The 25677-nt window shown below is 64.2% G+C and carries 27 protein-coding genes; 14 read left to right on the top strand and 13 right to left on the bottom strand.

What is annotated here, in order from left to right; translation table 11 throughout:
• Positions 1 to 42: 42 nt before the first annotated feature.
• Positions 43 to 351, bottom strand: coding sequence for a hypothetical protein (locus tag BRA471DRAFT_RS22750; RefSeq protein ID WP_007611504.1), 309 nt, complete (start codon positions 349 to 351; stop codon positions 43 to 45).
• 65 nt (positions 352 to 416) lie between these two features.
• Positions 417 to 1904 (bottom strand): deoxyribodipyrimidine photo-lyase, encoded by a 1488-nt coding sequence (locus tag BRA471DRAFT_RS22745; RefSeq protein WP_007611503.1) that lies wholly within the window; start codon positions 1902 to 1904, stop codon positions 417 to 419.
• 95 nt (positions 1905 to 1999) lie between these two features.
• Between BRA471DRAFT_RS22745 and BRA471DRAFT_RS22740 the strand changes: the two genes are divergently transcribed.
• Positions 2000 to 3730 carry a methyl-accepting chemotaxis protein gene (locus BRA471DRAFT_RS22740; protein ID WP_007611502.1) on the top strand — a complete coding sequence of 577 codons (1731 nt, stop codon included), beginning with the start codon at positions 2000 to 2002 and terminating at the stop codon, positions 3728 to 3730.
• 56 nt (positions 3731 to 3786) lie between these two features.
• Here BRA471DRAFT_RS22740 and BRA471DRAFT_RS22735 read toward each other — a convergent pair whose 3' ends face one another.
• Complete coding sequence (locus tag BRA471DRAFT_RS22735) at positions 3787 to 4446, bottom strand: peroxiredoxin (protein ID WP_007611501.1); 660 nt, start codon at positions 4444 to 4446, stop codon at positions 3787 to 3789.
• Positions 4447 to 4838: 392 nt separating this feature from the next.
• On the opposite strand from BRA471DRAFT_RS22735, the gene BRA471DRAFT_RS22730 reads away from it, so the two are divergent.
• A complete protein-coding gene (locus BRA471DRAFT_RS22730) occupies positions 4839 to 5411 on the top strand; it encodes a hypothetical protein (RefSeq protein WP_007611500.1) in 573 nt (190 codons plus the stop codon).
• 56 nt (positions 5412 to 5467) lie between these two features.
• Here BRA471DRAFT_RS22730 and BRA471DRAFT_RS22725 read toward each other — a convergent pair whose 3' ends face one another.
• The 5 genes from BRA471DRAFT_RS22725 to BRA471DRAFT_RS22705 form a co-directional block, all read right to left on the bottom strand.
• Positions 5468 to 7333, bottom strand: a complete 1866-nt coding sequence (locus tag BRA471DRAFT_RS22725) for an alkaline phosphatase family protein (protein ID WP_007611499.1) — start codon at positions 7331 to 7333, stop codon at positions 5468 to 5470.
• 881 nt (positions 7334 to 8214) lie between these two features.
• Entirely contained in the window at positions 8215 to 8532 is a 318-nt protein-coding gene (locus tag BRA471DRAFT_RS22720; RefSeq protein WP_035974188.1) for a response regulator transcription factor, read from the bottom strand.
• Positions 8533 to 8580: 48 nt separating this feature from the next.
• Positions 8581 to 9804 (bottom strand): ABC transporter permease, encoded by a 1224-nt coding sequence (locus BRA471DRAFT_RS22715; RefSeq protein ID WP_007611497.1) that lies wholly within the window; start codon positions 9802 to 9804, stop codon positions 8581 to 8583.
• Positions 9801 to 10526, bottom strand: coding sequence for an ABC transporter ATP-binding protein (locus BRA471DRAFT_RS22710; RefSeq protein WP_007611495.1), 726 nt, complete (start codon positions 10524 to 10526; stop codon positions 9801 to 9803). Before BRA471DRAFT_RS22710 ends, BRA471DRAFT_RS22715 begins: the two co-directional genes overlap by 4 nt.
• Complete coding sequence (locus BRA471DRAFT_RS22705; RefSeq protein WP_007611494.1) at positions 10523 to 11950, bottom strand: efflux RND transporter periplasmic adaptor subunit; 1428 nt, start codon at positions 11948 to 11950, stop codon at positions 10523 to 10525. Before BRA471DRAFT_RS22705 ends, BRA471DRAFT_RS22710 begins: the two co-directional genes overlap by 4 nt.
• Before the next feature lie 596 nt (positions 11951 to 12546).
• Here BRA471DRAFT_RS22705 and BRA471DRAFT_RS22700 point away from each other — a divergent pair.
• The 7 genes from BRA471DRAFT_RS22700 (at position 12547) to BRA471DRAFT_RS22670 (ending at position 16236) form a co-directional block, all read left to right on the top strand.
• Positions 12547 to 13206, top strand: coding sequence for a response regulator transcription factor (locus tag BRA471DRAFT_RS22700; RefSeq protein WP_007611493.1), 660 nt, complete (start codon positions 12547 to 12549; stop codon positions 13204 to 13206).
• A gap of 165 nt (positions 13207 to 13371) precedes the next feature.
• On the top strand, positions 13372 to 13773 hold the full coding sequence (locus BRA471DRAFT_RS22695) for a hypothetical protein (RefSeq protein ID WP_007611491.1): 402 nt from the start codon (positions 13372 to 13374) through the stop codon (positions 13771 to 13773).
• Between the two features lie 119 nt (positions 13774 to 13892).
• Positions 13893 to 14285, top strand: coding sequence for a hypothetical protein (locus tag BRA471DRAFT_RS22690; protein WP_007611483.1), 393 nt, complete (start codon positions 13893 to 13895; stop codon positions 14283 to 14285).
• 30 nt (positions 14286 to 14315) lie between these two features.
• Positions 14316 to 14693: a curlin gene (locus BRA471DRAFT_RS22685; RefSeq protein ID WP_007611482.1), complete on the top strand. Its 378-nt coding sequence runs from the start codon at positions 14316 to 14318 to the stop codon at positions 14691 to 14693.
• Between the two features lie 83 nt (positions 14694 to 14776).
• Complete coding sequence (locus tag BRA471DRAFT_RS22680) at positions 14777 to 15190, top strand: curlin (RefSeq protein WP_231170954.1); 414 nt, start codon at positions 14777 to 14779, stop codon at positions 15188 to 15190.
• 20 nt (positions 15191 to 15210) lie between these two features.
• On the top strand, positions 15211 to 15501 hold the full coding sequence (locus BRA471DRAFT_RS22675) for a hypothetical protein (RefSeq protein ID WP_007611480.1): 291 nt from the start codon (positions 15211 to 15213) through the stop codon (positions 15499 to 15501).
• A gap of 294 nt (positions 15502 to 15795) precedes the next feature.
• Positions 15796 to 16236: a hypothetical protein gene (locus BRA471DRAFT_RS22670; protein ID WP_007611479.1), complete on the top strand. Its 441-nt coding sequence runs from the start codon at positions 15796 to 15798 to the stop codon at positions 16234 to 16236.
• Between the two features lies 1 nt (position 16237).
• Here the strand turns inward: BRA471DRAFT_RS22670 and BRA471DRAFT_RS22665 are convergent, their stop codons facing one another.
• A complete protein-coding gene (locus BRA471DRAFT_RS22665) occupies positions 16238 to 17080 on the bottom strand; it encodes a GNAT family N-acetyltransferase (RefSeq protein WP_007611478.1) in 843 nt (280 codons plus the stop codon).
• Positions 17081 to 17202: 122 nt separating this feature from the next.
• On the opposite strand from BRA471DRAFT_RS22665, the gene BRA471DRAFT_RS22660 reads away from it, so the two are divergent.
• Both BRA471DRAFT_RS22660 and BRA471DRAFT_RS22655 read left to right on the top strand, forming a co-directional pair.
• A complete protein-coding gene (locus tag BRA471DRAFT_RS22660) occupies positions 17203 to 17907 on the top strand; it encodes an SDR family oxidoreductase (protein WP_035974187.1) in 705 nt (234 codons plus the stop codon).
• 264 nt (positions 17908 to 18171) lie between these two features.
• On the top strand, positions 18172 to 18993 hold the full coding sequence (locus BRA471DRAFT_RS22655) for an outer membrane protein (protein WP_007611476.1): 822 nt from the start codon (positions 18172 to 18174) through the stop codon (positions 18991 to 18993).
• 71 nt (positions 18994 to 19064) lie between these two features.
• Here the strand turns inward: BRA471DRAFT_RS22655 and BRA471DRAFT_RS22650 are convergent, their stop codons facing one another.
• Positions 19065 to 20120, bottom strand: a complete 1056-nt coding sequence (locus tag BRA471DRAFT_RS22650; protein ID WP_007611474.1) for a serine hydrolase — start codon at positions 20118 to 20120, stop codon at positions 19065 to 19067.
• Positions 20121 to 20491: 371 nt separating this feature from the next.
• Between BRA471DRAFT_RS22650 and BRA471DRAFT_RS22645 the strand changes: the two genes are divergently transcribed.
• Together BRA471DRAFT_RS22645 and BRA471DRAFT_RS22640 are read left to right on the top strand one after the other, a co-directional pair.
• Positions 20492 to 20884 (top strand): helix-turn-helix transcriptional regulator, encoded by a 393-nt coding sequence (locus BRA471DRAFT_RS22645; protein ID WP_007611471.1) that lies wholly within the window; start codon positions 20492 to 20494, stop codon positions 20882 to 20884.
• A 2-nt stretch (positions 20885 to 20886) separates the two neighbouring features.
• Complete coding sequence (locus BRA471DRAFT_RS22640) at positions 20887 to 21378, top strand: SRPBCC family protein (protein ID WP_007611469.1); 492 nt, start codon at positions 20887 to 20889, stop codon at positions 21376 to 21378.
• A 111-nt stretch (positions 21379 to 21489) separates the two neighbouring features.
• Here BRA471DRAFT_RS22640 and BRA471DRAFT_RS22635 read toward each other — a convergent pair whose 3' ends face one another.
• The 3 genes from BRA471DRAFT_RS22635 to BRA471DRAFT_RS22625 are packed head-to-tail and all read right to left on the bottom strand — an operon-like array spanning position 21490 to position 24622.
• Positions 21490 to 22710 carry an ABC transporter substrate-binding protein gene (locus BRA471DRAFT_RS22635; RefSeq protein WP_007611466.1) on the bottom strand — a complete coding sequence of 407 codons (1221 nt, stop codon included), beginning with the start codon at positions 22708 to 22710 and terminating at the stop codon, positions 21490 to 21492.
• A gap of 22 nt (positions 22711 to 22732) precedes the next feature.
• Positions 22733 to 23707, bottom strand: coding sequence for a tripartite tricarboxylate transporter substrate binding protein (locus BRA471DRAFT_RS22630; RefSeq protein ID WP_007611465.1), 975 nt, complete (start codon positions 23705 to 23707; stop codon positions 22733 to 22735).
• 36 nt (positions 23708 to 23743) lie between these two features.
• Complete coding sequence (locus tag BRA471DRAFT_RS22625; RefSeq protein ID WP_007611456.1) at positions 23744 to 24622, bottom strand: IclR family transcriptional regulator; 879 nt, start codon at positions 24620 to 24622, stop codon at positions 23744 to 23746.
• Between the two features lie 210 nt (positions 24623 to 24832).
• Here BRA471DRAFT_RS22625 and BRA471DRAFT_RS22620 point away from each other — a divergent pair, with 210 nt between their 5' ends.
• On the top strand, positions 24833 to 25675 hold the full coding sequence (locus BRA471DRAFT_RS22620; protein WP_007611454.1) for a hypothetical protein: 843 nt from the start codon (positions 24833 to 24835) through the stop codon (positions 25673 to 25675).
• The last annotated feature ends 2 nt before the right edge of the window (positions 25676 to 25677 follow it).

Genomic DNA, 25677 nt, shown 5'->3' with positions numbered 1-25677 from the left:
CGCCTCCGGGCGCGTCCGCCCCCGGAGACTTGGGCTTTGCGATCAGCGCTTGGCCTTCTTTTTCGACTTGGCAGCTTTCTTGGTGGCCTTCTTTGCTGTCTTCTTGGCCGTCTTCTTCGACGACTTCTTTGCAGCTTTCTTCGAAGTCTTCTTGGCGGCCTTCTTCGACGTTTTCTTCGCAGCCTTCTTGGCTTTCTTCTTGGAAGCCTTCTTCGGCGCGACCTTCTTCGCGACCTTCTTGGCGGCTTTCCTGACCTTCTTCACAGCAGTGACAGCGGCGTCCTTGGTCGTTTCTACGGCGGCGGTGATCGTGTCCATCGCCTGTTCGGTGATCGGCTTGTCGTCGTCCATATCGTCCCCCACGGTTGCATGGAGCGATGACGATAGCGCGTTTCATAATTGTGTCAAAGCAACGCTCAACCTTTGCGGATCTTTGCGTAGGCGGCGAGCGCGCGCGCTCGTCCCTTGGCATGATCGACGATCGGCTGCGGATAGCTCTTGCCCAGCGTGACGCCGGCGCTCGCAAGCTCGATCGGCGTCGCCCGCCAAGGCTGATGGATCAGCTTGGCTGGCACATCCCTCAACTCGGGCACCCAGCGTCGCACATAGGCTCCATCCGGGTCGAACTTCTCGCCCTGGAGCACCGGATTGAACACGCGGAAATAGGGCGCCGCGTCGGCGCCGCAGCCGGCGACCCACTGCCAGTTGGCGGGATTGCTGCCGGCATCCGCATCGACCAGCGTGTCCCAGAACCAGCTCTCGCCGTCGCGCCAGTCGATCAGGAGGTGCTTGACCAGGAACGAGGCGACCACCATTCGGACCCGGTTGTGCATCACGCCAGTGTGCCAGAGCTCGCGCAGGCCGGCGTCGACGATGGGATAGCCGGTGCGGCCGCGTTGCCAGGCCGCGAGTGCCTTGGCGTCGGGCTTCCATGGGAAGCCGTCGAAATTCGCTTGCAGGTTTTCGGTGGCAAGGTTGGGATGGTCGTGCAGCAGGTGCCGGCAGAACTCACGCCAGCCGAGCTCGCTCAGGAACTTGTCGACACCGGGTCCGATCGCGGGGTTCTCGGCCGCGGCGAACCGCGCGGCGTGCCAGACTTGGCGCGGGCTGAGCTCGCCGAAACTCAAATGTGGTGACAAATGTGAGGTGCCCTCCCGGTCCGGGCGGTCGCGATCGCCGACATAGCCACTTGCGGTGTGCTTGAGGAAGTCGCGCAGGCGGGCGCGGGCGGAGGCTTCGCCGGGGGTCCATGTCTCGCGCAGGCCACCGGCCCAATCGGGCTTGCCCGGCTCGAGCTTCCAGGTGTCCAGCGGGTCGCTGGCGACTCCCGGCGCAGGACGCAGCTCCTTCGGTGCCGGCAGGGGTTTCGGCGGATCGCCGAGCGCCAGCACGCGCCGCCAGAATGGCGTGAACACGCGCAAGCCGCGGCCTTCCTTGTTGCGGATTGCCGCGGGCGGAACGAGCAGGTCGCCGGGGAAACTGTGCGAGTCGACGCCGAGCTTTGCCAGCGCTGCTTCGAGCTGCCGCTCAACCGCCTGATGCGGCGCCTGTGCGATCCCGTTCCAGTAGACCGCACGCCCTCCGCTCTCACGCGCCACTTCCGTGATTACCCTGGCCGCCGGCCCCTTGCGCAGGATCAGCGATCCGCCGCGCGTGGCAATGTCGGCGCCGAGCGCCCGCAGCGACTGCGCCAGCCACCAGCGCGCCGCAGCGCCCGCCGTTCGCCCGGCCGCGTCGTCCAGCACATAGAGGCAGATCACCGGCGCGCCGGTCTTCGCAGCCACCTTGGCGGCAGCGTGGAGGGCGGGGTGGTCGGACAAGCGGAGGTCGTCGCGAAACCAGACGATGATGGGCGGAGCACTTGGCGTAGTCCTTGGCGTGGTCAGGGCGTCCTCGTTTACCATTTGGAAAGCATTGGCGTCCGGCGATTGGAACCGCCGTTAATGCGACCGTAAGCCGATTGCACGAATATGCAGGAATTACAGGAGTCATTCCATTCATGTACGGACGAGCAACGGCGAAGTTTCTGCCGCAATTCAAACTTGGCACCAAGGCGCTCCTGTGCGCGGTGCTGCTGATCGCCATGAATACGGCGCTCGTGGTCGGGGCCGGCTATTGGTCGCTCAGCTCCGTGTTCAACGATCGTGCGCTGCGCGATATCGAGGTGAGTCTGCGCACGCTGGCGCTGGCCTTTGCCGAGACCAATCCCGACGCGAAGATCACCATGAAGGATGGCGCGGTGGCGCGCGCCGAGATTTCCAAGATGCCGGATTTTAAGGATCACGCCATCGTCGATCGCGCGGTGTCCTATGTCGGCGGCAACGCCACCCTGTTCGTGTTCGACGATGCGAGCGGGCAGTTCGTGCGGCGCTCGACCAACGTGAAGAAGGAAAATGGCGACCGCGCCGTCGGGACCCAGCTTGCCGCCGATCATCCGGCGCAGGCGCTGCTGCGTCGTGGCGAGGCCTACAAGGGCCCGGCCACGCTGTTCGGCAAGACCTTCATGACCGCCTATTTCCCGATCGCCGACGCCAGCGGCAAGGTCGCCGGCATCCTCTATGTCGGCATCCCGATGGCCCAGTTCGAGAGCATGCTGGCCCACACGATCGAAAGCATGGCGATCGCCGCCGGGTTCGCCGCGCTGCTGGTGATGGTCCTCACCTTGCTGGTCGTCCGCCGTGTCACCAAGCCGCTCACCTCGGTGACGCGCTCGCTGACGGCGCTCGCCGAAGGTCAAAGCGACGTCGAGATCGATTGCGAGGACCGCGCCGACGAGATCGGCGAGATCGCCCGCACGGTCGCGGTGTTCAGGAGCAATTCGCAGGAGCGGGCGCGGATGCGCAGCGAGCAGGCGGCGGCTTCGGCTGCAGCCGCCGAGCAGCGCAAATCCGACCTGCGCAATTTCGTCGAAGAGTTCCGCGGCGGCGTCGGCGGCATTCTCGACAAGGTGCTGACATCGTCAGGCGAATTCGAGCGGGCGGCGCGACAGCTCACCGACACCGCGCGCTCCACCGCCGATCTGTCGGCGCGGTCGGCCGGAGCTTCCGAAAACGCCTCCGAGCACGTGCGTTCGGCGGCGTCGGCCTCGGACGAGCTGTCTCAATCGATCTCCGAAATCACCCGGCGGGTGCAGGAATCGAACGTCATTTCCGCTGAGGCCGTGCGGCAGGCCGAGGCGACCGATCAGCGCATCGCGCAGCTCTCCGAGGCGGGCGCGCGCATCGGCGATGTCGTCAAGCTGATCACCTCGATCGCCGAGCAGACCAACCTGCTGGCACTGAACGCGACCATCGAGGCCGCGCGCGCGGGCGATGCCGGCCGCGGTTTTGCGGTGGTGGCCCAGGAGGTCAAGACGCTCGCCGGCCAGACCGCCAAGGCGACCGACGAGATCTCGAACCAGATCGCCAGCATGCAGCTTGCGACCGAGGAATCGGTTGTCGCCATCAAGGCGATCAGCCAGACCATCGAGCGCATCAGCGGCATCGCCGGCTCGATCTCGGCGGCGGTCGAGCAGCAGAAGAGCGCGACCCAAAACATCGTCGCCAGCGTTCGCGCGGCGGTATCGGGCACGGCCGATGTCGCCGTCAACGTCCGTCAGGCCGCCGAGGGTGCGAACGAGACGGGTGAGACGTCCAGCCGGATGTTTGCCTCCGCCCAGGCGTTGTCGGGCGAGAGCCTGCATCTGAAAGCCGAGGTCGAGGGCTTCCTCGAACGCGTGCGCGCGGCGTAAGAGCTAACATCGTCATCCCGGGCGGCGCTGACGCATCGCCCGGAATGACAGTTTCGTTATTTCGGCTGCGGCACGATCCGGATGTAGGGCTTCGGCTCCTTCCAGCCCTGCGGGTAGATCGTCTTGGCCTCGTCGTTGGAGACCGAGCCCGCGATGATGACGTCGTCACCCTGCGACCAGTCGGCCGGGGTCGCGACGCGGTGCTTGGCGGTGAGCTGGAGCGAGTCGATCACGCGGAGGATCTCCTGGAAGTTCCGGCCCGTGGTCATCGGATAGACCAGCACCAGCTTGATCTTCTTGTCCGGCCCGATGACGAAGACATTCCGAACGGTCTGGTTGTCGGCCGCGGTGCGCACAAGGGGATCGCCCGAGATCGCAGCCGGCAGCATGCCGTAGAGCTTGGAGACGTTGTAGTCGGTATCGGCAATCATCGGGAAGTTCGGCGCTGCGCCTTGCGTCTCCTTGATGTCCTCCGACCATTTGGCGTGGCGGTCGACCGGATCGACCGAGAGACCCATCAGCTTGACCCCGCGCTTGTCGAATTCCGGCTTCAGCCTGGCGAGCGCGCCGAGCTCGGTCGTGCAAACCGGCGTGAAGTCCTTGGGGTGCGAGAACAGCAGCGCCCAGCTATTGCCGATCCAGTCGTGGAACTTGATCTTCCCTTCGGTGGTCTCGGCTTCGAAGTCGGGGGCGGTGGCGCCGATCGGAAGTGTCATGGTTCTACCTCATGCCATTGAATTTGCTTGCGAATTCATCTTTGACCGTCGGGACCATTATAGGGGCTCCACGATCCCAAGTGAACGCTAACTGAACCGCTTCAAGTAAAATGTGAATTCCTTCTTTGAAGGCCTGATTTCCTAGCACCTTTTTGTTACAGCCGCGCCTGCGGCGAAACATCTCCACCGGGGCTATACGGGCGCGATTGCCCCGAGAAAGCCTTTTATGACTTCCATCACGCTCGCCCGTCGCTTGTCAGAACCGAAATGGTCCTGACAGCGACCAATTGGCAACCATCTCAAAAAGTCGCGATCCCCGTACCGAATCATTAACCACCCCTTTACGCCGGCATGAAATTGCTGGCCGGTCAGAAGAAATCTGGAAGTGAACTATGTCTGCCGCTGCGCATAAGTCTGTTGAGTCGCCGTCCCTTGAACCGTCCTGCCGCGATACCTCGGCCCATGCACTGACTATCGTGCGCGACGGCGTGATCACTGGCGAAGGCCCCACCACCAAGGGAAGGGTGCATTTCTCCCGCTCGCTCGATGCCGATGACACCGCCTGGTGTGCCCGCATTCTCACCGCCTCGGCTGTCAACGACCAGCCGGTCAGCCGTGCTGAGGCCGAAGTGCTGTTCGAGATCAACGAAGCCGCGACCGAGCGCACCGATGGCGGCCGTTTCGACGACCTGCTCGCCAAGGCCGTGGCCCATTATGCCGCCAGCGCCTCCGGCCTGAAGGTGCCGCCGCGCAGCGTCGCGCTGTCGGCCGAGTCCGATATCGAAGGATGGGCGCCGTCCTATGCCTCCAAGGTCAACAGCGAAATGCTCGAGTGGATCGCCAGCCAAATGCGCGGCAAGCGCCAGAACAACCGTCGCCTGATGGCGATGGTGGCGACCTTCCTGGGCGCCACCGCGCTGCCTCTGGCGGGCCAATTGCCCAACGTGTTCGACATCGGCATGTAAGATTTTGGGCATGTAAAATTCTGCGCCTCTCACGAGGACGCATTTGAACGGCGGGGTTATTTCCCCGCCGTTTTTTGTTTGCCGGCGTCCGGCTCCAGCCCGAGCGTGCGGCCCGGGAAACCGGCAGCGTCGAAATAGCGCTGGCTGCCGACGCGCTGGAAGTTCAGCACGGTCTGCAGGCCGTTCTCGGACTTCTTGGACTTCTCGACCCCCTTGTACGCCTTCGGCATGATTCCGTTGGGCAGGGCCTCCGACATCACGCGGCCAACGAGGCCGCCGTTCTGCGAACTGCGCAGGCCGAGGAGCTGGGCGGCCGTCATGCCGACGTCGGCATTGCTGACCGGGATCTCGCTGACATAGCCGGCTTTGAAGTCCGGACCGATCGCCGCCATGAAGTTCATGGTGTCACCGCGGCTGAAGCTGCCATGCATGCCCTGGCCCTGGCGCAGCACGGTGTCGGCGACCTGTACCGAGCAGTTGGTCGGCGCCTCGCCGCAATCGCTGGCATAGGAGCGGAAGTTGACGACGATCGCCGGCGTCGGCGTCGCCGCCTTGCCGCGCAGGTTGATGCTCGACAGCGGCAGGGTGCCGGGGAAGCGGCCGAGCGAGTCGTCGACGAACAGGCCGGAGACGTAGTCCTGCTCGAGCAGCGTCTTGATGGTCCTGGCCGCCAGCTTCTTGTCCTTGTTCGGTAGATAGATCAGGTCGGAGCCGCCATTGGTGGCGACGACGAGATCGGGCTTTTCCGGATCCTTGCCGAGGACGCCGTTGCCGGCCTTCGGATGCTTGTTACCCTCGACCTTGGCGTTCTTGTCGTTGGGATCGAACAGCGGCAGGTCGAGCGCCTTGGCGAGGTCGAGCGCCAGAAAGCCCATCGGCAAAAAGTCCTTCGGCGTGTCGTCATAGCTGACCTTGGCCGAGGGGCTGGTCTTGCTTTCCTTGGAGATGGTCGAGAAGCCGTGGTCGGCCTGGACCATGATGTTGGTGGTGGCGGCAAGGCCGAGCTCGTCCAGCGCCCTGCGGAGCTGGGCGAGGTTGCTGTCGGCATTCTTGATGCTCGCCATGGTGCTCGGACCGTTGATGCCGGGCATGATCTGGTTGAGGCTGTCGCCCTGGTTATGCTGGGTGCCATCCGGATCGCGCGACCAGAACACCAGCACGAACGGCTTGTTGCGCGCCTTGAACATCGGCAGCACGACCTTGGCCGCGACGTCGGCGAAATAGGCCTGCTGCGCGACGTTGGCGACCGTTGTGCCGGGCGTCTTGGCATCGCCCGCCTTGGAGTTGTCGCCGCGCGGCGGCGTGGCGAGGGGCAGGCCGGCCTTGGTCAGCGCGTCCTTGACCTCGTCCGACAGCGCCACGCCATTTTTGCCGCCGGTCGCATCGTCGAAAACGACCGAATGCAGGCCGGCCTTTTCAGGCTTGTCGGTGTGGTCGAACTGATAGGTCGGGCCGACCTTGCCGATCGCCGCGGTGCTCAGCCCCTTGTCGCGAGCCAGCTTCAGGATGGTTTCTTCATTGAGATAGTCGCCCTTGAAATGCTCGTCGATGTCGCCGAGCACGGCGTCGTTCTCGATGAAGGGGACGACAGTGTCGCCGGCGGGCACCGAGGTGTAGTTGGTCCAGATTGTGTTGGAGAATACACCGGTATCGCCGAGATAGTGGCCGGTCGACATCGCCGAGCCGTTGGCCATGGTGAAGGTCGGGAACAGCGAGTGCGAATTCTTGAAGTTGACGCCCTTGTCGCGGATTTCGGCCATTGCGGGGGCGGTCTCGGGGGTGACCTTCAGCGCCCGCAGACCGTCCGGAATGAACAGGATCAGGTTGCGGGGCGTGTTGTTTTCGGCGGAGGCAGGTCCGGTCGAGAGTCCGGCGGACAACACTGTCAGTCCGGCTGACAGCAACACCAGTGAACGGCGCATCAAAATCTCTCCCTGCGAGCGGCTTGGCCGCCAACCGCGGCCCCGGCTTCGTTTAGTTTCGCTGCATGACGCTTTTGTTACAAGAGCGGAGCGTCATGCAAAGAAGGGTGGCGGCCGCTCGCGTGTCCCGGACGCGCTGCAGCGCGTAGCGGTGCTGCGCAGAGCCGGGACCCAGCAGGTCCCACGGCACGCTGTTGCATGGGTCCCGGCTCTGCAGCGCACCGCCAAGAGGCGCTGCGTTGCGTCCGGGGCACGAGACCGTTGTTGGACAACCGACATGGGATCGCAGCCTCGCGGCATTCCGCCCGAGCTTTGCTTCGTCGCCTCACCCTCAATTGAAAGAGGGCGCAGGGAAGACCGGGTGCCGGCTGGCACCCACGGTCCACTGTGCGAAGTTGCAATAAAAAATCTGCACAGCGGCATACAGGTGAAGCCAAAACATCCGGCCTTCCCTGCGCAGTGGCTTTACGGCTTATGTCGTGATCTCCCCGGGGAGCGATGCACTATTGCCCCCGTCGCCTTGCGGATGGCTGATGCGCGTGCCCGGTTGGGCAACCCACATCACCGCAACGCTTGGCGCACAGACCCCGGGCGCCAGGACCACACGATTTTGCCGTACGCCGATCACACCGGTCGTGTGCGCGACGCCTTCACTCACGGTTGCCCGCCCTGCGAAGTCGTTCGCGCCGATGTGACCAACGTCCACCGCCGTCCGGCCCGCGTTCGTGACGATCGCGATACGCCCCTCTTCCTTGGGCCGGAGTGAGGGATTCTTAACAAAAATCCGAATTCTAATAAAGAGAAATATTTTGTCGCCGGTCCGTTGACCCCGGACTTGGGTGTTTCACCCGAAATGACGCAAGAGATTGTGGCCCGAGCCGTCAATCCGGCGCGGTCGGCACCGGCGTAGTCTGCGCGACCGCCTTGGCCGGCGCGGCCGTCGTGGAAGTGCGGCCGCCATTGGCCAGGTTGCGGCGAAGCGATGGCGGTGCCGCGTGCAGGGCAAAGATGATCGCGATCTGGGTCCGGTTCTGGAGACGGTATTTGCGCATGATGTTGCCGATATGGGCCCGGACCGTGTTCTCCGAGATCTTGAGCTCGTACGCGATGTTCTTGTTCTGCATTCCGCGCGCGATCAGCATCATCAGGTCCCGCTCGCGTGGCGTTGGTGTGATCGAATTTTTCGGATCCGGACTCATGACTGCTCCTCCGTGGCCTTTGGTCGATGCGAACACCCCAGCATGTTCTCACTCCGTCTTGAGTGCCTCGATCGGACTGAGCTTGGATGCCTTGTGTGCAGGATAAAAACCGAAGATCAGGCCGGTCGCGATCGAGAAGGCGAGGGCAAGGCCGATCGCCTGGCCGTCGATCGAGGTGATCCATCCTGCCATGCGAGCCACCGTCATCGAGAGCGTGACGCCGGCTCCGACGCCGATCGCGCCGCCGAGCAGGCAGAGCACGAGCGCCTCGCAGAGAAACTGAAGACGGATGTCCCGCATCCGCCCGCCAAGCGCGCGGCGAATTCCGATCTCTCGCGTGCGCTCGGTGACCGACACGATCATGACATTCATGATGCTGATGCCGCCAACGAGCAGCGAGACCGAGGCGATAGCGACGAGCAGGAGCGCGACGGTGCGGATCGCTCCCTGCTGCGCTTCCATGGCGGCGGCCGGATCCTGGACCTTGAAGTCGTCTTCCTGACCAGCGGGGATACGGTGGCGCTGCCGCAGCAGGTTTTCGATCTCCGTTCGCGCCCCCGCCATCTGTCCATCCGCAGCCACCTTGGCGATGATGTAGGCGACCGAATCCCGGTTGATGTTGCTCGCGCTGCCGAGGAAGCGCAGCTTGGCCGTGGTGAGCGGCACGAAGGCGACGTCGTCCTGCGCCGGCCCCTTGCGATCGAGAACGCCGACCACTTCGAGCGGCACCTTCATGATCCTGATCTGTGCGCCGATCGGATCCTCGCCGGGCGCGAACAGCTCCTGCGCCACCGTGCTGCCGAGGATCACGACCTTGCCGGCGCCTGCCTCCTCGGTGCTGGAAAAATAGCGGCCGGTCGCAAGCTGCCAGTCGCGCACCATGAAGTGCCCGGTCGTCGTCCCGTTGATCGTCGTGTTCCAGTTCTTGCTCTCGTGAATGACCTGGGCCGTTCCTGCAATCGAGCCGGCCGCTGCCTGGATCTCGGGGATCTGTTCGAGGATCGCCTGCACGTCGCTCTCGGTCATGGTCAGCTTGCTGCCATCCTTGAGGCGCACGCCGCCCTGGTAGACCGCGCCGGGGTTGATCATCAGCACGTTGGCGCCGATCGAGCGGATCTGCTCCTGGAGGCGAAGCTGCGCGCCGGATCCGATCGCAAACACGGTCACGATGGAGGCAACGCCGATCACGATGCCGAGCATGGTGAGGATGCTGCGCAACGGATTGAGACGCAAGGCGTGCAAGGCGATCTGAAAACCCTGGAGCATCGTCATGGCGCAGCGCTCCGTTTCGGCAGGATCGGAGCCGGTGTTTCGTCAGCGACGAGCGCGCCGTCATGCAGGCGGATCGTGCGCCGGCACTGGGTCGCGATGCCGGGGTCATGGGTGATCATCACGATGGTCTGGCCGGTCCGGTTGAGCGCGGCGAACAGGGCCAGTATCTCGGCGCCGGTGCGGCTGTCGAGCGCGCCGGTCGGCTCGTCGGCGAGCACGATCAGCGGGGAGGCGATCAGGGCGCGCGCGATCGCGACGCGCTGCTGCTCGCCGCCCGAGAGCTGCCGAGGGAAGTGGTGGGCCCGGTGCACCATGCCGACGGCCTCCAGGCTCTGCTCGGCGCGGGCCAGACGTTCCTTGCGGCCGATGCCGCAATAGACCAGCGGCAGCGCGACGTTCTCAATCGCATTGTGGCGAGCGAGCAGATTGTAGGACTGGAACACGAAGCCGATGCTGCGGGCGCGCAGGGACGACCGGTGGTCTTCCGAGAGATCGGCGACGTCGGCACCCTCGAGATATAGCGCGCCCTCGCTCGGCAGGTCGAGCAGCCCGATCATGTTCATCAGCGTCGACTTTCCCGAGCCGGACGGTCCCATCACCGCGACGATCTCGCCTCGTTCGATGTCGAAGCTGACATTGCGCACCGCAGTCACCGCCACTCCATCGGCGCGATAGGTCCTGGAGACCGACTGCAGGCTGATGAGGGGCAGGGAGGCTGTCATGACCCAAACCTGATGCCGAGAAATTCCATGCCGGCGGGCCGAATCGCCTGTCCCACGGCGACCTGGCTACCCTCGACGAGGTCTCCGCTCCTGAGCGCGACCTGCTCGGTGCCGGCCGCGCCGACCGTCACGGGAATACGCCTGAGTGAGCCGCTTGCGGTGCGCGCCCACACCCCGCTGCGCGCCGCGGCATCCGGCGGCGTGCCGGAGGGCTGGAAGCGCAACGCGGCAAGCGGCACTTTCAGCACGTCGTCCTGCCGCTCGATCACGATCTTCACCAGGGCGGTCATGCCCGGCAGCAACGCGCCGTCGAGATTGGAGGTCGCCAGGACGACGGTGTAGGTCACGACGTGCTGCTGGTTCTGCGGCGCCTTGCGCACCTGCCGCACCACCGCCTCGAAGCGGCGGTCCGGGTAGGCATCCACCGTGAAATGGGCGCGCTGGTCGGGCGCGATGCGCCCGATATCGGCTTCGTCGACCTGCGCGTGAATTTCCATGTCCTCCAGCCGGTGCGCGACCACGAAGGTGGTGCGCGATTCCAGTCCGACCGCGAGGGTCTGGCCCTCGTTGACGAACCTGCCGACGACGACGCCATCGATCGGCGAGCGGATCACGGTGCGGTCCAGATCGGCCTGGGCCGCAGCGAGAACGGCCGCCTTCTCCGGCACGGCCATTCGTGCCTGCTGCAATTCCGCCTCGATCCGGCGGACGTCGGCCTGCGCGCCATCGACTGAGTAGGCGTTCAGGGACATAAGCACTTCGGCTTCGCGCTCTTGGGCAAGCCTCGCGGTGAACTCCGTCTGGGCGTCATCCACCGCCGTTACCGCCACGACGTTTTGTGACTGTAGAGCCAGCTTGCGCTGCAAGGTCTTCTGCGCCGACGCCTTGACCGCCTGCGCGCTGTCGAGCTTGGCCACGAGGACGTCTCTGCTGCCCCTGGCGTTTTGCAGATCGATCCTGGCGCGGTCGAGCTTGGCCCGCTCGATGTCGACAAAGGAGTTCGCCACCGCCACGGCCGCCCTGGCTTCGTCGACCTTGGCCGCAAAGCTGCGCGGATCGATCAGGGCGAGCGGCTGATCCTTGCTGACCGTGTCGTTGAAATCGACATAGACCCGGGCGAGCTGCCCGGACAGTTGGGAACCGACCTCGATCGTCTTGACCGGCTGCAGGGCGCCGGTGACGGTGATGGTCTGCTCGATGCTGCCGCGCTGGATCGAGGCATAGCGGAATACGGGGGCGTCCGATCCGAAGGTCCGTGTTTCCCGCCCGACAGGTCCGAGCAGCCGCTGGGTCGATTCATAGGCGCGAGCCGCCTTCTGCGCTGCGGCCCCGGCCGCGTCGCTGATCACGGCTGGCCGGACGGCGTAGACCGCGGTGAGGCCACATGCAGTTCCGAGCAAGGCAATAACTGGCACAAATCGCATATCAAAAACCCGCCTCTTGAAATGGCATCGTTGGCGGCACGGAGAAAGATCGCGCTATGGTTGTAAATCTCTCAAAGCGCAGTCCATCGTCAGTGTGTCGCCGCTGCCGGGGCGACGGTCGGGTGCGCCTGATGATCCAGAAGTAAAATCCGCGGGCGCTGATTTTCATGGCTTGCCGGAGATGCATACGGAGCGTATCGATATGACGCGCGCGGTATCGAACTCGACAAGCTGACTTAACGTCCCGTCTGTTCTGGCTGAAGCGGCCAGCGCCTGGCGTTCAAGTCGGCACGTGGGTGGCGACGCCATGACGCAGCGGGCGATACCGAAGTTCCGACGCCAGATTGTCGCATTGTCGATATCGCGCCTCGCTGTGATGCCGCAGCTCCCGAGCGCGAATCCCCGCAATCACGAAACCCGATATGTGAACACCTTCACTCGTCTTGAACGGGTGTTGGCCCTAAGACGTCGAAGCGGCGGATCGGAGCGACTCGCTCGATCCCCGCGAATTCATCCAAGCACCTTGATCTCGCTTGCAAGAAGAATGGATGGCTCGTTGCGTGTTCATCGAGCCCCAAGCCGGGGAGCCCGTTGCCATGAGTTCAGGTCAAGCTACAGTTTATATCATTGATGACGAAATTCAGATTCGAACTGCGATAGGAAGTCTCTGCGAGGAGACCGGGCATCAGGTAAAATTGTTTGCATCGACGGACGAGTTCGTCGCGGGCAGTATTTCCGGCGGACCTTCATGTCTCGTGCTCGACGTCCGCTTTCCCGGCACGGCGCCGACCGGCCTCGAGCTTCAGCGCCGGCTCGCCGAGACGGGCGTGCTTATCCCGATCGTCTTCATCAGCGGCCATTCCGACGTCCGCGTCTCGGTCGAGGCCATGAAGCGCGGCGCAGTCGAGTTTCTTCCAAAACCGTTTCGCGAACAGGAGATCCTCGATGCGATCAGGCATGGCATCGAGCGCGACCGCAGGCGGCTCGAACGCGAAGATAGCGTGCGCGAAGCGCGCCAGCGCGTCGAAACGCTGACGGCGAGGGAGCGCGAGATCATGCTGTTGATGGCCGAAGGTCTCGTCGCCAAGCAGATCGCGGCGAGGCTTGGGGTGAGCGAAGTGACGGCCAAGGTCCATCGCGCCAGGATGATGCGAAAGCTGGAGCTTCGCTCGCCGATCGAGGTGGTGCGGTTGGTCGACAGCATGGGACGCGAAGACGAGACGACACGAACCGGCGCGGGACAACCGTACAGCTAGTACTGCGGGCACCAAGGCGGCGCGCAACGTCTAGTCCGTACCGATTAGCATGAACTGCAGTCTGTCGCACGCAGCACGATCGGTTCAAAGTCTGTCCTGCGATGTCGGCCTCCTCCAAGACGGCATCCGAACCCAGTCAGAGATCTTAGCCAGAAAGGATATTCCATGCGCAAATTGTTTCTTGCTTCCGTTGCCGTGCTCGCCCTGTCCTCCGCCGCGCAGGCCGCCAACACCTCGACCACCGTGCAAGTGGGCCTCGTGAACGGTTCCAGCGTCTCGCAGCAGGGCCTCACCAACGACACCTCGTCGACCAGCCAGCTCGGCCTCGTCAACAGCGCGACCACGATGCAGGGCACCAGCGCGGCCTCGCTCAACAACGGCAGCACGGTCAACCAGATCGGCGTGCAGAACTCGGCGACGACCGGCCAGGTGGCGTTCGGCAACAACGGCAGCTCGATCACCCAGAACTCGTTCGGGCCTGCCCCGCTCCAGAACAACGCCGCCGCCGTCGGACAGCTCAGCGTGTTCGGCACCAACGGCAGCACCGTCTCGCAGACGGCGCACTAAGCCAGCCCCGTTTGGCCGGACGCGCCAATTGCGGCGCGTCCGCGCCATTCTTGAAAGCACCGCCTCGGGCAGGACGACTCGGTGAGAGGTTGTCCGCCGACTTTTGCGGAGGAAATGTCATGCATCAGAAATATCTCGTTGCCACGATCGTCGCGTTCAGCCTGCTGACCGCCGTCGATGCCCAGGCCGGCAACTCGGCCAGCGTGCTGCAATTCGGCACCACCAACAACTCCTTCATCTCGCAGAGCGGCGGCACCAACAACAGCGCCACCACGATGCAATTCGGCGCCACCAATACTGCGACCACCCTGCAGACGGGTTCGCTCCTCACCGTCAACACCTCGGTGATCGGGCAGGGCGGTACGACCGCGACGGCGTCGAACACGGCGCTGGCCGGCCAGGCCGGTGGCTTCAATTCGAGCCTGATCGGCCAGATCGGCGCGAACAACGCGGCTGGCGTCGGACAGCTCGGAATCCTGAACGGCTCGACGATTTTGCAGCAGACTCCGTGATCGCAATCCTTTTCGATAGCGAGGCATTTCATGAGACATTTTTCAGGCGCCGCCTGTGGCGCACTTTTCACCTTGTGTTGCGTGGGTGCCGGCTCGGCCAGTGCGCAGACCGCCGATATCAAGACCATCGTGTCGCTCGGCGGCCCGCCGGTCGTGCTGAACCAGAACAGCCAGCTCAACATGGCCGGCGTGTTCATGATCGGCGGCAGCACCAGCGCGACCGTCACTCAGAACGGTACGAACAATGCGACCGGAATCCTGCAATTCGGCGGGACGACCTCGGCATCGGTCGGGCAGGCGGGCGTGAACAATGTCGCGTTTGTCGGCCAGGCCGGCCAGTCGACCAGCAGTTTCCTGTCGCAGTTCGGTGCGTTCAACTCGGCGACTATTGTCCAGAATAGCCATTGAGCCGGTCGCGACCTCAGCGTCGTCAGAAATGTAATGGGGGCAAGGCGATGAAACGCGGTAGACTTCTCCTGGCGTTGGCGGCGTTGCTCGCCGTTGTCAGCGTCGCGTCCGAGGCCTCCGCCGGATCCGTCCAGCGTGGCGTGACGAACCGGAACGTGAGCATCGAAACGGTCGTGCAGTTCGGCAACAATGTCCAGCCTGTTACGATCGAGGAGAACAGCCGCATCAATATCGCGCGCGTCATCCAGATCGGTGGCACGGGAACGGTCGATGCGACGATCATCCAGAACGGCACGCGAAATTATGTCGACGTGATCCAGGTGGGTGGCACGACCAATTTGGCGATCGGTCAGTCGGGCGTGAGCAACATTGCCGATATCACTCAGGTCGGCACTTCCACCAACGCCCTCCTGCTCCAGATCGGAGATATGAACACGGGAACGGTGCAACAATTCGGGCGCTTCAACTGGCTGTCGATATTTCAGTTCAGCCGGTGATCGAGAAGGTGAGGTGCAATATGAGGTTCATCGCGCTCGCAGCAGGAATGAGCATCATGATGGCAACGACAACCGGGCCGGCCGGAGCCGGCGAGTCAGGTGACGGCCACACCACCGTAGTTCAGGACGAGAATGGCACGTCCGTGATTACCCAGAGCGGCGATCCGGCCCAGGCCGAGGTCAAGATCGAGAAGGAGCCTGGGCGCACCACGGTCTATCGCCGCAGCGGTGGCAACACCGCCATCGTGACGCAGGGCACCGGGAATCCGCAGGATATGCTGGACTGGCTGCGCAAGCAGCAGGGCCGCTGACGCACGAAGGCCCATCGTCCGTGATGGAGGATGGGCCGCATCGTGAGCGAGCGTTACCAGCTGCGATAGACGCCGGTCAGGGTGCCGTTGTTGTTGCCCTCCCGGCCGACATCGCCCTTTTCCCGGAACACGAGCGACATGAGCCGGGGATCCCGGGCGTCTTGCCGCAGCTTGTTCCCCGTTAATCCCGTGCCTTAACCAATAATTAATTATACGTTTGCGGGTGGGCGACAGCCCGGCCTAGCGTGCGGTGGGGAGCCGCTATCCGCGAAGCCAAACGAGTTGGTGCGTATCATGATGTCCAGATCATTTGGGGCGTTGCTCGCCTCGCTCAGCGCAGCCGCGCTGCTCCTTGCTCCCAGCGACAGTTTTGCCAGGTCCGGCGGCACCGTCGCACATGCCGCCACGCCTTCCGGTCCGGTGGCGCGCCCGCCGATTGCGCCAGGTGCCAGGTTCCGTGGACGCAACACGCCCTGGGTCTACTGGCCGGGCGGCGGCGGCTTCTTCTACGACAATGCAGGCTACGGCCAGCCTTTCGCAGAGACCGCCCAACCCGTCACCAGCGACGTGCGCTACACCTATAAGTACGACGTTCCCTGGGATTGGACGCATCGCTTCCCGCCGAACGTGGTGCCGTCAGACCGGCCCTACGTGCCGAGCTGTCCGACGGAACAGGTGACTGTGCCCGGCCGCGGCGGCGGCGAGCACACCGTCAACATCATGCGCTGCTACTGAGCTAGCCCAGCTCAAAACTGGTCACGCCGAAGACGCGGTCGATCCGCAGCGGCGCGATCGGCCCCGTGTACATCCGCGCCGTCTCGAACACCGGCTTCAGCCCGAGCTTTTCCGCAAGTGCAATCGCCTCGCGATTGACGGCGGGGACGTCGAGGAAGATTTCGCCGCCGCTTGCGCCCGCCAGCAAGGCCTGCACGATTGCGTCCGCCGCCGCGCGATCGTCGGCGACGAGCGGGCCGATCTTGCGGCCGGTCCGGCACGGCCGGATCACACCCCATGCAGCGAGCTTGCCGTCGCGCAGCAGCGCGCGACCGAGATGTCCCGATGTGCCGATCCAGGTACGCAGGAAGGCGCTGCGCGGAGCCGGGAACACCGTGGCATCGTCGGCTTCAACCAACGCGAACGGGATCGTGTCGAGCGCAACCACATCGCCGGGCGGCCTCGATGGCGCGGCGACGATGCCGCCATAGCGGACGTTCGCGTAAGCGAGCTGGAAGCCGGACTTTTTGTAATTGCCCTGCTGCGCCGCGACGCCGTCGAGGCCGATCACGCGAGCGCCTGCATGCGCGATCGCCGCGTTCCAGATGCGAAGGCCGTGGCCTCTGTCGCGAAAATCCGATCGCACGATATAGAAGCCGAGAAAGGCGAAGCGATCGTCGTAGTTGACGCAGGAGACGGTCGCGACCGGCTCGCCGTCGATCTCGCCGACGAAGAAGCCCTTCGCGTCGGGGACGGCGAAACAGGCGGCGTCGGAGAGGCCCGGATTCCAGCCCTCCGCCGCGGCCCACTCGACGGCGGTGGCGATCTCCTCGGGGCGTAAATTGCGGATCTGCAAATCGCTCATCTTTCCAGTCGCTTTCGACGGTGGACCTTCCGGCCGGTCAGGCGGTAGAAGGCCTCATGATAGGCCGGGCCTGCGGCTCGTCTCAACGATATCTCAGAGGATGATCGGTCATGGCAGCAGAGATGGCAGCGGAGAAGGTCGCACTCGTGACCGCCGGCGGCAGCGGCATGGGGGCAGGAGCTGCGCGTCGGCTCGCAGCCGACGGCTTTCGCGTCGCCATTCTGTCCTCCTCCGGCAAGGGCGAGGCACTGGCAGCCGAGCTCGGCGGATTGGGGATCACCGGTTCCAACAAATCGAACGACGATCTGAAGCGGCTTGTCGACGGGGCGATGGCCAAATGGGGACGCATCGACGTGCTCGTCAACAGCGCGGGCCATGGGCCCCGGGCGGCGATCACCGAGATCACCGACGAGCAGTGGCACACCGGCCTCGATACCTATCTGCTCAACGTAATCCGTCCGACCCGGCTGGTGATGCCGATCATGCAGACGCAGAAGGGCGGCGCCATCATCAACATCTCGACCGCCTGGGCATTCGAGCCGAGCGCGATGTTTCCGACGTCTGCGGTGTTCCGCGCTGGCCTCGCCGCCTTCACCAAGATCTTCACCGACACCCATGCCGCCGACAACATCCGCATGAACAATGTGCTGCCGGGCTGGATCGACAGCCTACCGCAGCTAGATGCACGCCGCGACAGCGTGCCGATGCGGCGCTACGGCAAGGTGGAGGAGATCGCCGCGACGATCTCGTTCCTGGCATCCGATGGTGCGGCCTACATCACGGGACAGAACATCCGTGTCGACGGCGGACTGACGCGTTCGGTCTGAAACGCGGGGGGCTCGAATTGCGTTTCGCGCACTTGTCGCGATGCGACACGGACGTGCGTCGTGCGCCGCGGATGCGTGGCCTCTCGGTCACACCAGTCACGCGTTCGCGTGCCGCACGGCGCGCACTACGTCTTAGTCCCTATGAACTTCGCCGCAGCCCAAGACGGCGAGGGACCGGTAGCCTATGCCCGATCTGCGCCGGACAAATTTCCGCCCGCGCGCATTCGAAACGCGAGATCAATCGCGTGAGGCAAGGAGACTGGAATGAAGAAGTTTTTGCTGGCAGTTGCCGCGGTCGTTTTGGGCTCCGCATCCGTGCAGGCGGCCGATCTCGCGGCGCACTACACCAAGGCGCCGATGATGGCGACGGCCTACAACTGGACCGGCTTTTACGTCGGCGGCAATGTCGGCGGGCGGTGGGGCAGCGCCGATCCGGCCACCTCGACGGCGTTCGATCCCGCTGCCTATTTCGCAAGTTCCAGTGTTTCCGCGATTGCGGCCGTCGGCGCCCAGCGGATCAACAGCTCCAGCGTCACGGGCGGTTTTACCGCCGGCTACAACTGGCAACTCAACAACGCCGTGCTCGGCCTGGAAGGCGACATCAACTATTTCGGCTTCAAGGGCAGTGCGTCCGGGTCGGCGCTCTATCCCTGCTGCGCGCCGACCGGCTTCACGGTGTCGTCGTCGGTCTCGGCCGACTGGCTCGCCACCATCCGCGGCCGCATCGGCTTCCTCGCGGCTCCGACCTGGTTGCTCTACGCCACCGGCGGCGCGGCGATCGCCGAGGTGAAGGGCAATTTCAACTTCACCGACACGTTCGCCGCGGCGACGGAGTCGGCCGCGTTCCGCGATACGCGCGTCGGCTGGACCGCAGGTGTGGGCACTGAATATGCCTTCGGCGGCGGCTGGTCGCTCAAGGCGGAATATCTCTATGTCGATCTCGGCCGCAGCACCGTGACCAGCACCAATCTGCTTGGCGGCGCATTTCCGACCAACGTCTTCACCCACTCGGTCGATCTCAAATCGAACATCGCGCGCGTCGGCGTGAACTACAAGTTCGGCGGACCGGTCGTCGCCAGATACTGAGCTTCATCCCGTTCCTGATCTGGCGTGGAAAGCCCTGGCTCAGCCGGGGCTTTCTCTTTTCAGGGATGTGTTCAGTGCGGGCCCATGAGCTTCGCCAGCGCGGGCAGGATCCTGTAGCGGGCGATCTCGTGCGGGTATTCGCCGCGATTGGCCAGCAACACGATGCCGATCCGCAGCGCCGGCACGAGTCCGATATAGCCGGAGGCATTGTTGAGGCCGCCCGGCTTGTCGACGACGGTGACCTCGGGAAGATGCACCGTCTCCCAGGCCATGCCTTGTCCGAATTTCTCGTTGACCCGGAAGGCCTCGTGCTGCGTCATCCGCAAAGCCTCACGTAAGTGAGGGTCGACCGAGTGGCCATCGACGCAGGCCGCCACGAATGCGGCGAGATCCCGCGGCGAGGAAAACATCTGGCCCGTGCCGGGAAAATCAAAATAGCTCTGCTGGTTGCCGATGGGGCCGATCGCCATGCCCTGATCCGAGTAGCCCTGGACCGCGCGCTGCATCCGGGCCTCGTCCATGACGGCACGGCTGTCCTCGCCGCGTTCGGGCAAGGAGGTCGCATTCATGCCGATCGGCTTGAAGATGCGTTGTTCGAACAGGCGTGCGATCGGAGCGCCGTAGCAGCGCTCGAGCACCAGTTGAAGCAGCACATAGCCGGCATGGCTGTAGACGCGCTGCTTGCCCGGCACTTCGCCGGCTTGCGGTCTCCAGCTGTTGAACATGTCGATGAGTTGCGCGCGAGAAAAAGTGTCGCTCGGCCACGGCGGATGATCGGTCGGCAGCAGCATGCCTGAGGTGTGCGTGACGAGTTCGCCCACGGTGATGCGGCGGACATAGTCGCCGGTGAGCTCGGGGAGATATTTCGCCAGACGATCGTCGAGCTGCAGCTCGCCGTGGAGGGTGCCGAGCGCGACCAGCGTCGCCTCGAACGGCTTGCGCAGGGAACCGAGATTGAACAGGGTGTCCGGCGTGACCGGTCTTTGCGTGGCGTCGTCGGCAAAGCCGTAGTTGAAGAACTCGACATGGCCGCCGGCATAAAGCGCGGCGGCGAGACCGCCCGGCTGGTCCGGCGTCGCGGTCGGCGCCAGTTCGTTCGCGACGATGTCGCGCATCTGCGCGATCATGTCGGAATCCGCGGCGGCGCCGCGCGGCCAGGCAAGCGCGAGGGGAACGAGCGCCGCCCGGGCGAGCGCCCGTCGGGTGAGGTACGATGAGGTGACAACAGACGGCACGGCTCTGGCGCAGGATTCGATGCGCCCCCAGTCTCTTGTAGCGGGAAGGACCGCGCCTCCCTATTCACGATCGCGCGTGGTGGGTTCCGCGCGAGTGGTCCGTAGCCCGGATGGAGCGAAGCGCACCGGGAAAGTGCGGCAGGCGAGCGAGCGGCCCTGGATTACGCTTCGCTTCATCCAGGCTACCAGTCGGTAAAAATTTAACTTAGCTAATTGGCTAACAATCGTTGACGCGGCACGGCGGCAACCATATAGTTAGCTCCATGGCTAACCAATTATCCCGGCTCGATCAGGTTTTTGCGGCCCTTGCCGATCCCACCCGGCGGGCGATCGTGATGCGGCTCTGCGCCGGCGAGGCGTCGGTCGGCGAGCTTGCCGATCCCTTCGAGATGGCGCTGCCGAGCTTCATGAAACACATCCACGTGCTGGAGACGAGCGGGCTCGTCCTGTCGGAGAAGTCCGGCCGGGTGCGCACCTGCCGTCTCAGTCCCGACGCGCTCCTCAGCGCGGAGGACTGGTTCCAGCACCAGCGTGCGATCTGGGAGGCGCGGCTCGATCGCTTCGAAGCCTATGTGATGAAGCTGAAGAAGGAGCGGACGGCTGCCAAGCGGTCGTCCAAGACAAGTAACAAGACGACCAAACGGAAAGGTTCCTGACGATGACGAATTCTGCCAATCCCGCCTTGTCGCAATGGTCGCTCGACCGCGAGATCGTGATGTCCCGCGTGATCGACGCGCCGCGCGATCTGGTGTTCGAAGCGTGGTCCGACCCGAAGCACCTGCCGCAATGGTTCGGGCCGAAGGGGTTCAAGCTCGAGACCTTCGAGATCGACGTGCGCGTCGGCGGCGTCTGGCGCTTCAACATGATCGGCCCGGACGGCACGGTCTACCCGAACCGCATGCGCTTTCGCCGCATCGAGCGGCCGTCGCTGATGGAGATGGATCACGGTACCGACCAGGACGAGGATCCCGGAATGTTCCGTTTCACCGTCACCTTCGCCGAACAGAGCAACGGCAAGACGGTTCTGATGATGCGGCAGCTGGCGTCGAGCACGGCGCAGCGCGACGGCATGATCAGCTTCGGTGCCGTCGAATACGGCTACCAGACGCTCGACAAGCTCGTGGCTTATGTGGGTGGGATGAAGAGATAGGCGAGCAGCCACTTCCTCCCTCATGCCGAGGAGGCCGCGGAGCGGCCGCCTCGAAGCACGAGCACCACCGGTGATGCCTTCAGGCGCGCGCCCCTCGGGATGAGGGGCGCTTTATTCCTTGGCCTCGTCCGTGACGATGTCGCCGAGTTTCTGCCAGCGCTGGCCGTCGAACTGCACCATCTGGAACTGCTTGTTGACGCGATAGTCGGTCGGCGTCGTCGTCACCGAGATTCCCGGCAGCGTCAGGTCGAGTGTGATGTTGTTCAGGCTGGCGGCCTGGCGCATCACGTTCTCGCGCGTGAGATCGTCGCCGCATTGCTTCAGCACCTGGACCAGCAGCTGCGCGGTGATATAGCCGTAGACGTTCAGGTTCGAATCCTTGTCGCCCTCCGGGTAGTACTTGGCCATGAAGGCGAGATATCGCTTCATGCCGGGATCGTCCTTCCATTCGGGATCGGCCGAATCCTTGACATACCCAACGCTGACGACGCCCTTGGCGTTGTCGAGTCCGGCGGGTTTCAGCACCGCGCTGACCGAGGAGGCGTTGATGTCGATGATGTGCAGCGGCTTCCAGCCGATCTCGGCGACCTTCTTGATCGCCTGCGCGGCCTGTTTCGGTGTCGTGGCGCTGAACAGCACGTCGGCACCTGCGTCCTTCAACCGCAGGATCTGCGAATCGATGGTCGGCTCGGTGATCTCGTAGGAGGTCTCGGCAACGATCATCTTCGCCTTGTCACCGAGACCTGCCTTGAAGCCGGCGAGGTAATCCTTGCCGAGATCGTCGTTCTGATAGAGCACGCCGATCCTGGCGTTCGGATGGTTCTTCAGAAGATATTGCGCGTAGATCCGGCCCTCGACGAGGTAGGAGGGGTTGAAGCCCATGGTCCAGGGGAAGTTCTTCGGATCGGTGAAACGCGCGGCACCGGTTGCCGCGAAGAGCTGCGGGACCTTCTTGGCGTTGAGATATTTTTGCACCGCGACATTCGGCGCCGTGCCGATGATCTGGAAGGTCAGCAGCACCTCGTCGCTTTCGACCAGCTTGCGGGTCTGCTCAACCGTCTTCGGAGGCGAATAGGCGTCGTCATACTGGATCAGATTGACCTTGCGGCCGTTGACGCCGCCCTGATCGTTGATCATCTTCATGTAGGCGGCCTGGCTCTTGCCGATCACGGCATAGGCCGAGGCCGGCCCGCTGAGCGGGACTGTCTGGCCGACCTTGATCTCGGTGTCGGAAGCGCCGGGATCGTATTTCTTCTGCGCCTGTGCTCCCGGGATCGATAGCGCGAGAGCGATCGCGCCTGCCGCGACATGTTTGAGAAGTATTGTTTTCATTTCCATTCCCTGTTCGTGACTGTCACTCGCCCTTGAGGCCGGCCTCGCGGATCAGCCCGGTCCACTTTTTTGTTTCGTTGTCGATGAACTGGCCGAACTCGGCCGCGGTGCCGGCGCGCACTTCGAGGCCCTGGGCGGTCAGCTTGCCCTTGATCGCCGGCTCGGCCAGCGCGCGCAAGACCTCGGTCTGCAGCTTGTCGACGATGGCGCGCGGCGTCGTCGAAGGCGCCATGAAGCCGTACCAGCCGGCCGCGGCCACGTTGGGAAAACCCTGCTCGCGCAGGGTCGGCGCTTGCGGATAGAGCGCGCTGGGTTCGGCGGAAGCGACGCCGAGCACGATGAACTTGCCGCTCTGGATGTAGGGCAGTGCGGTCGGCAGTGCCGTCAGCGTGGCATCGACGCGGCCGGCGAGCAGCTCGGTGTAGGACGCGGCATCGCCACGGAAGGGAATGTTGAGCCCCTTGACGCCGGCATCCCTGAACAGGAGTTCGCCGGCAAGATGCGGCTGCGAGCCGGCGCCGGGCGAAGCGAAGGTCAGGCCATCCGGCTTCGATTTGCCGTAGGCGATCAATTCGGGGAGCGTCTTGAACGGCGCGTCCGCGCTGATGATCAGGAACAGCGGCGCGATCACAGCCATCGCGACCGGCTGCAGATCCTTGCGCTCATAGGTCAGCTTGCCGAACAGCGCTTCGGCGGTGGCGTAGGGCGCCGCGACATATAGCAGGGTATAGCCGTCGCCCGGCGCATGCGCGACCGTGTCGTTGGCGATGCGGGTGCCGGCACCCGGCTTGTTCTCGACGATGAACTGCTGGTGCAGGTTGCGGCCGAACTCTTCGGCCAGCAGCCGCAGCGAGATGTCGTTGGAGCCGCCGGGCCCGTAAGGGGAGATCAGCCGCACCATGCGCGACGGCCAGGCGTCCTCAGCGCGTGCGGCGAATGGAAGTCCTGATATCGAAAGGGCGAGGGTGCCCAATAATGTTCGCCGTGTGACGGTCATGGTGGCCTCCCGGTGGCGGAGCGCCGATTGTCTTGTTCATCGTCTGGCGCTCTTCTTGTTTTGCTTTTGTGTTTCGGTCGCCGGCGCCGCCCCAATCATGGTGCGGATGCTGTCAGCAAGGGCGGCAATGCGCGGGCCGATCTCGCCCTCCAGCTGGCCGGGCTGGAGCCGGAATGCGGGAATGCCGCAATTGATCGAAAAGGCCTGCTTCGCCTCACGCGCAAGAAACAGCGGCGCGGCGACGGCGTGGATCGAGGCGATGTACTCGCCGAAGCAAGTGCAGAAGCCGCGGCTGGCGCATTGTGCGAGGCCGGCGCGGTAGGTCTCGCGGAACGCCGACCACAGCTCGGTGTCCTCGCTTGCAATGCGCTCTTCGAGCTGTGCGGCATCGGCTTGCGGCAAGGTCGCCGCCGCGGCACGGCCCATCGCCGTCATCACCACGGAAATGGGCATGCCGATGTCGGGGACGTGCGGGCCGACGTCGCCGGAGCGCGCGGTCTCGACATAGATCATGGAGGTCGCATCGAGCAGGCCGATCGAGACCGTGCCGCGCACGCTTTGTGCCAGCTCCTGCATCATGGGACGCGCAACCTGGCGGAACTGCATGTCGGCGAGCAGCGGATGCGCCATGCGAAGTGCGCGCGCGCCGACGCGATATTTGGCGCGTTCGGAATCGTAGCGGAGGTAGCCGAGTTCGGCGAGCGTATGCGTCAGCCGCGCCACCGTCGGGCGCGGAATTCCGGTCAGCGTCGACAGCTCCATGTTGCCGAGCTGCGTCGCCCCCGCCTTGAACGCTTCGAGCACCACGAGGCCTTTTGCGAGCGTCGTCGCGAACGCCGCGTCGTCGACGCTGTCCGCCAGCACGGCGGCGGCGGACGAGGAGGCGCGGATCGGTTTGGACGCGGTTCTGGCCATGCAGGCTTAATGAACCGGGCCGGGCTTGTTGTCCAATAGATTCAGAAAAGGCCGTCCTATGTCCACTATTCGGACATGTGGCGACTTTGCCGGCGGGGACAAATGTGCGCGAAGAGCCCCCGCCGCACACAGATTTTCGTCGCGATTCCGTGGCTTGTTGTGACAGGATTATTACGATTGAATGTCAGATCGATTACAGCGGAGCGATTCATGTTGCAGTGGCAGGCGCGGACAAATCCCCTCGCGTGGTGGTGGGGGTCCCTGACGCTGGTCAGTGCTGCCAACATTCTCGTCTGGTTCATGCTGTACCGCGAGTTCTACCCGACGCCTGCCGGCAGCATCGGTGGCGGCTCCGACATCGGGCTGATGTTCGTGCTCTGCGCCGGCTATGTCTTCGGCTGCGCCTTCCGCTCGTTCCTGCCGCGCGCCGACGTGCAGCGCATCTGTCTGTTCGACACCTGGCTCTCCAGCGTCTTCGTCGGCCGCACGGTCGCGACCGTGGCCGAACTGTGCTTCGCCGCGCAATGGGCAGTCATCCTGCATCAGCTCGGGACCATGACGGGCGCCGAGACGGTCGTGAACATCGCGTGGGTGATCGTGCCCATCATCATCATCGCGGAGTGCTTCTCCTGGTATGCGGTGGTGACGACCAACTTCCTCTTCAACGCGATCGAGAACTCGCTGTGGGCGGTGACATTCTTCCTCGCGGGCATCGCGCTGTGCCGGCTGATGCCGGAATTCCAGGGACCGGTGCGTTGGGCGTTGATTGCCGGCATCATCGGCATCGCCTGCTTCCTGGCCTTCCTCGTCACCGTCGACGTGCCGATGTATCTCAGCCGCTGGCGGGCAGGGCATGAAGAGGGCAACAGATTGCTCGGCTTCCTCGAAGGCCTGCATGACGTCTCGACGCGCTGGGTCGTGACCCACGACATCGCACACTGGAAGGGCGAGCTGACCTGGATGTTCCTGTATTTCTCCGCCGCGGTGTGGTCGAGCCTCGCGCTCTGTGCGCTCTACGCGATGGATGGCTATCTCACGCGCTATCTGGCCTGATG

It is taken from the genome of Bradyrhizobium sp. WSM471, from assembly GCF_000244915.1.
GTDB lineage: Bacteria > Pseudomonadota > Alphaproteobacteria > Rhizobiales > Xanthobacteraceae > Bradyrhizobium.
Note: the sequence above shows the minus strand (reverse complement) of the source record. Positions and strands in the feature narration are given on the sequence as shown.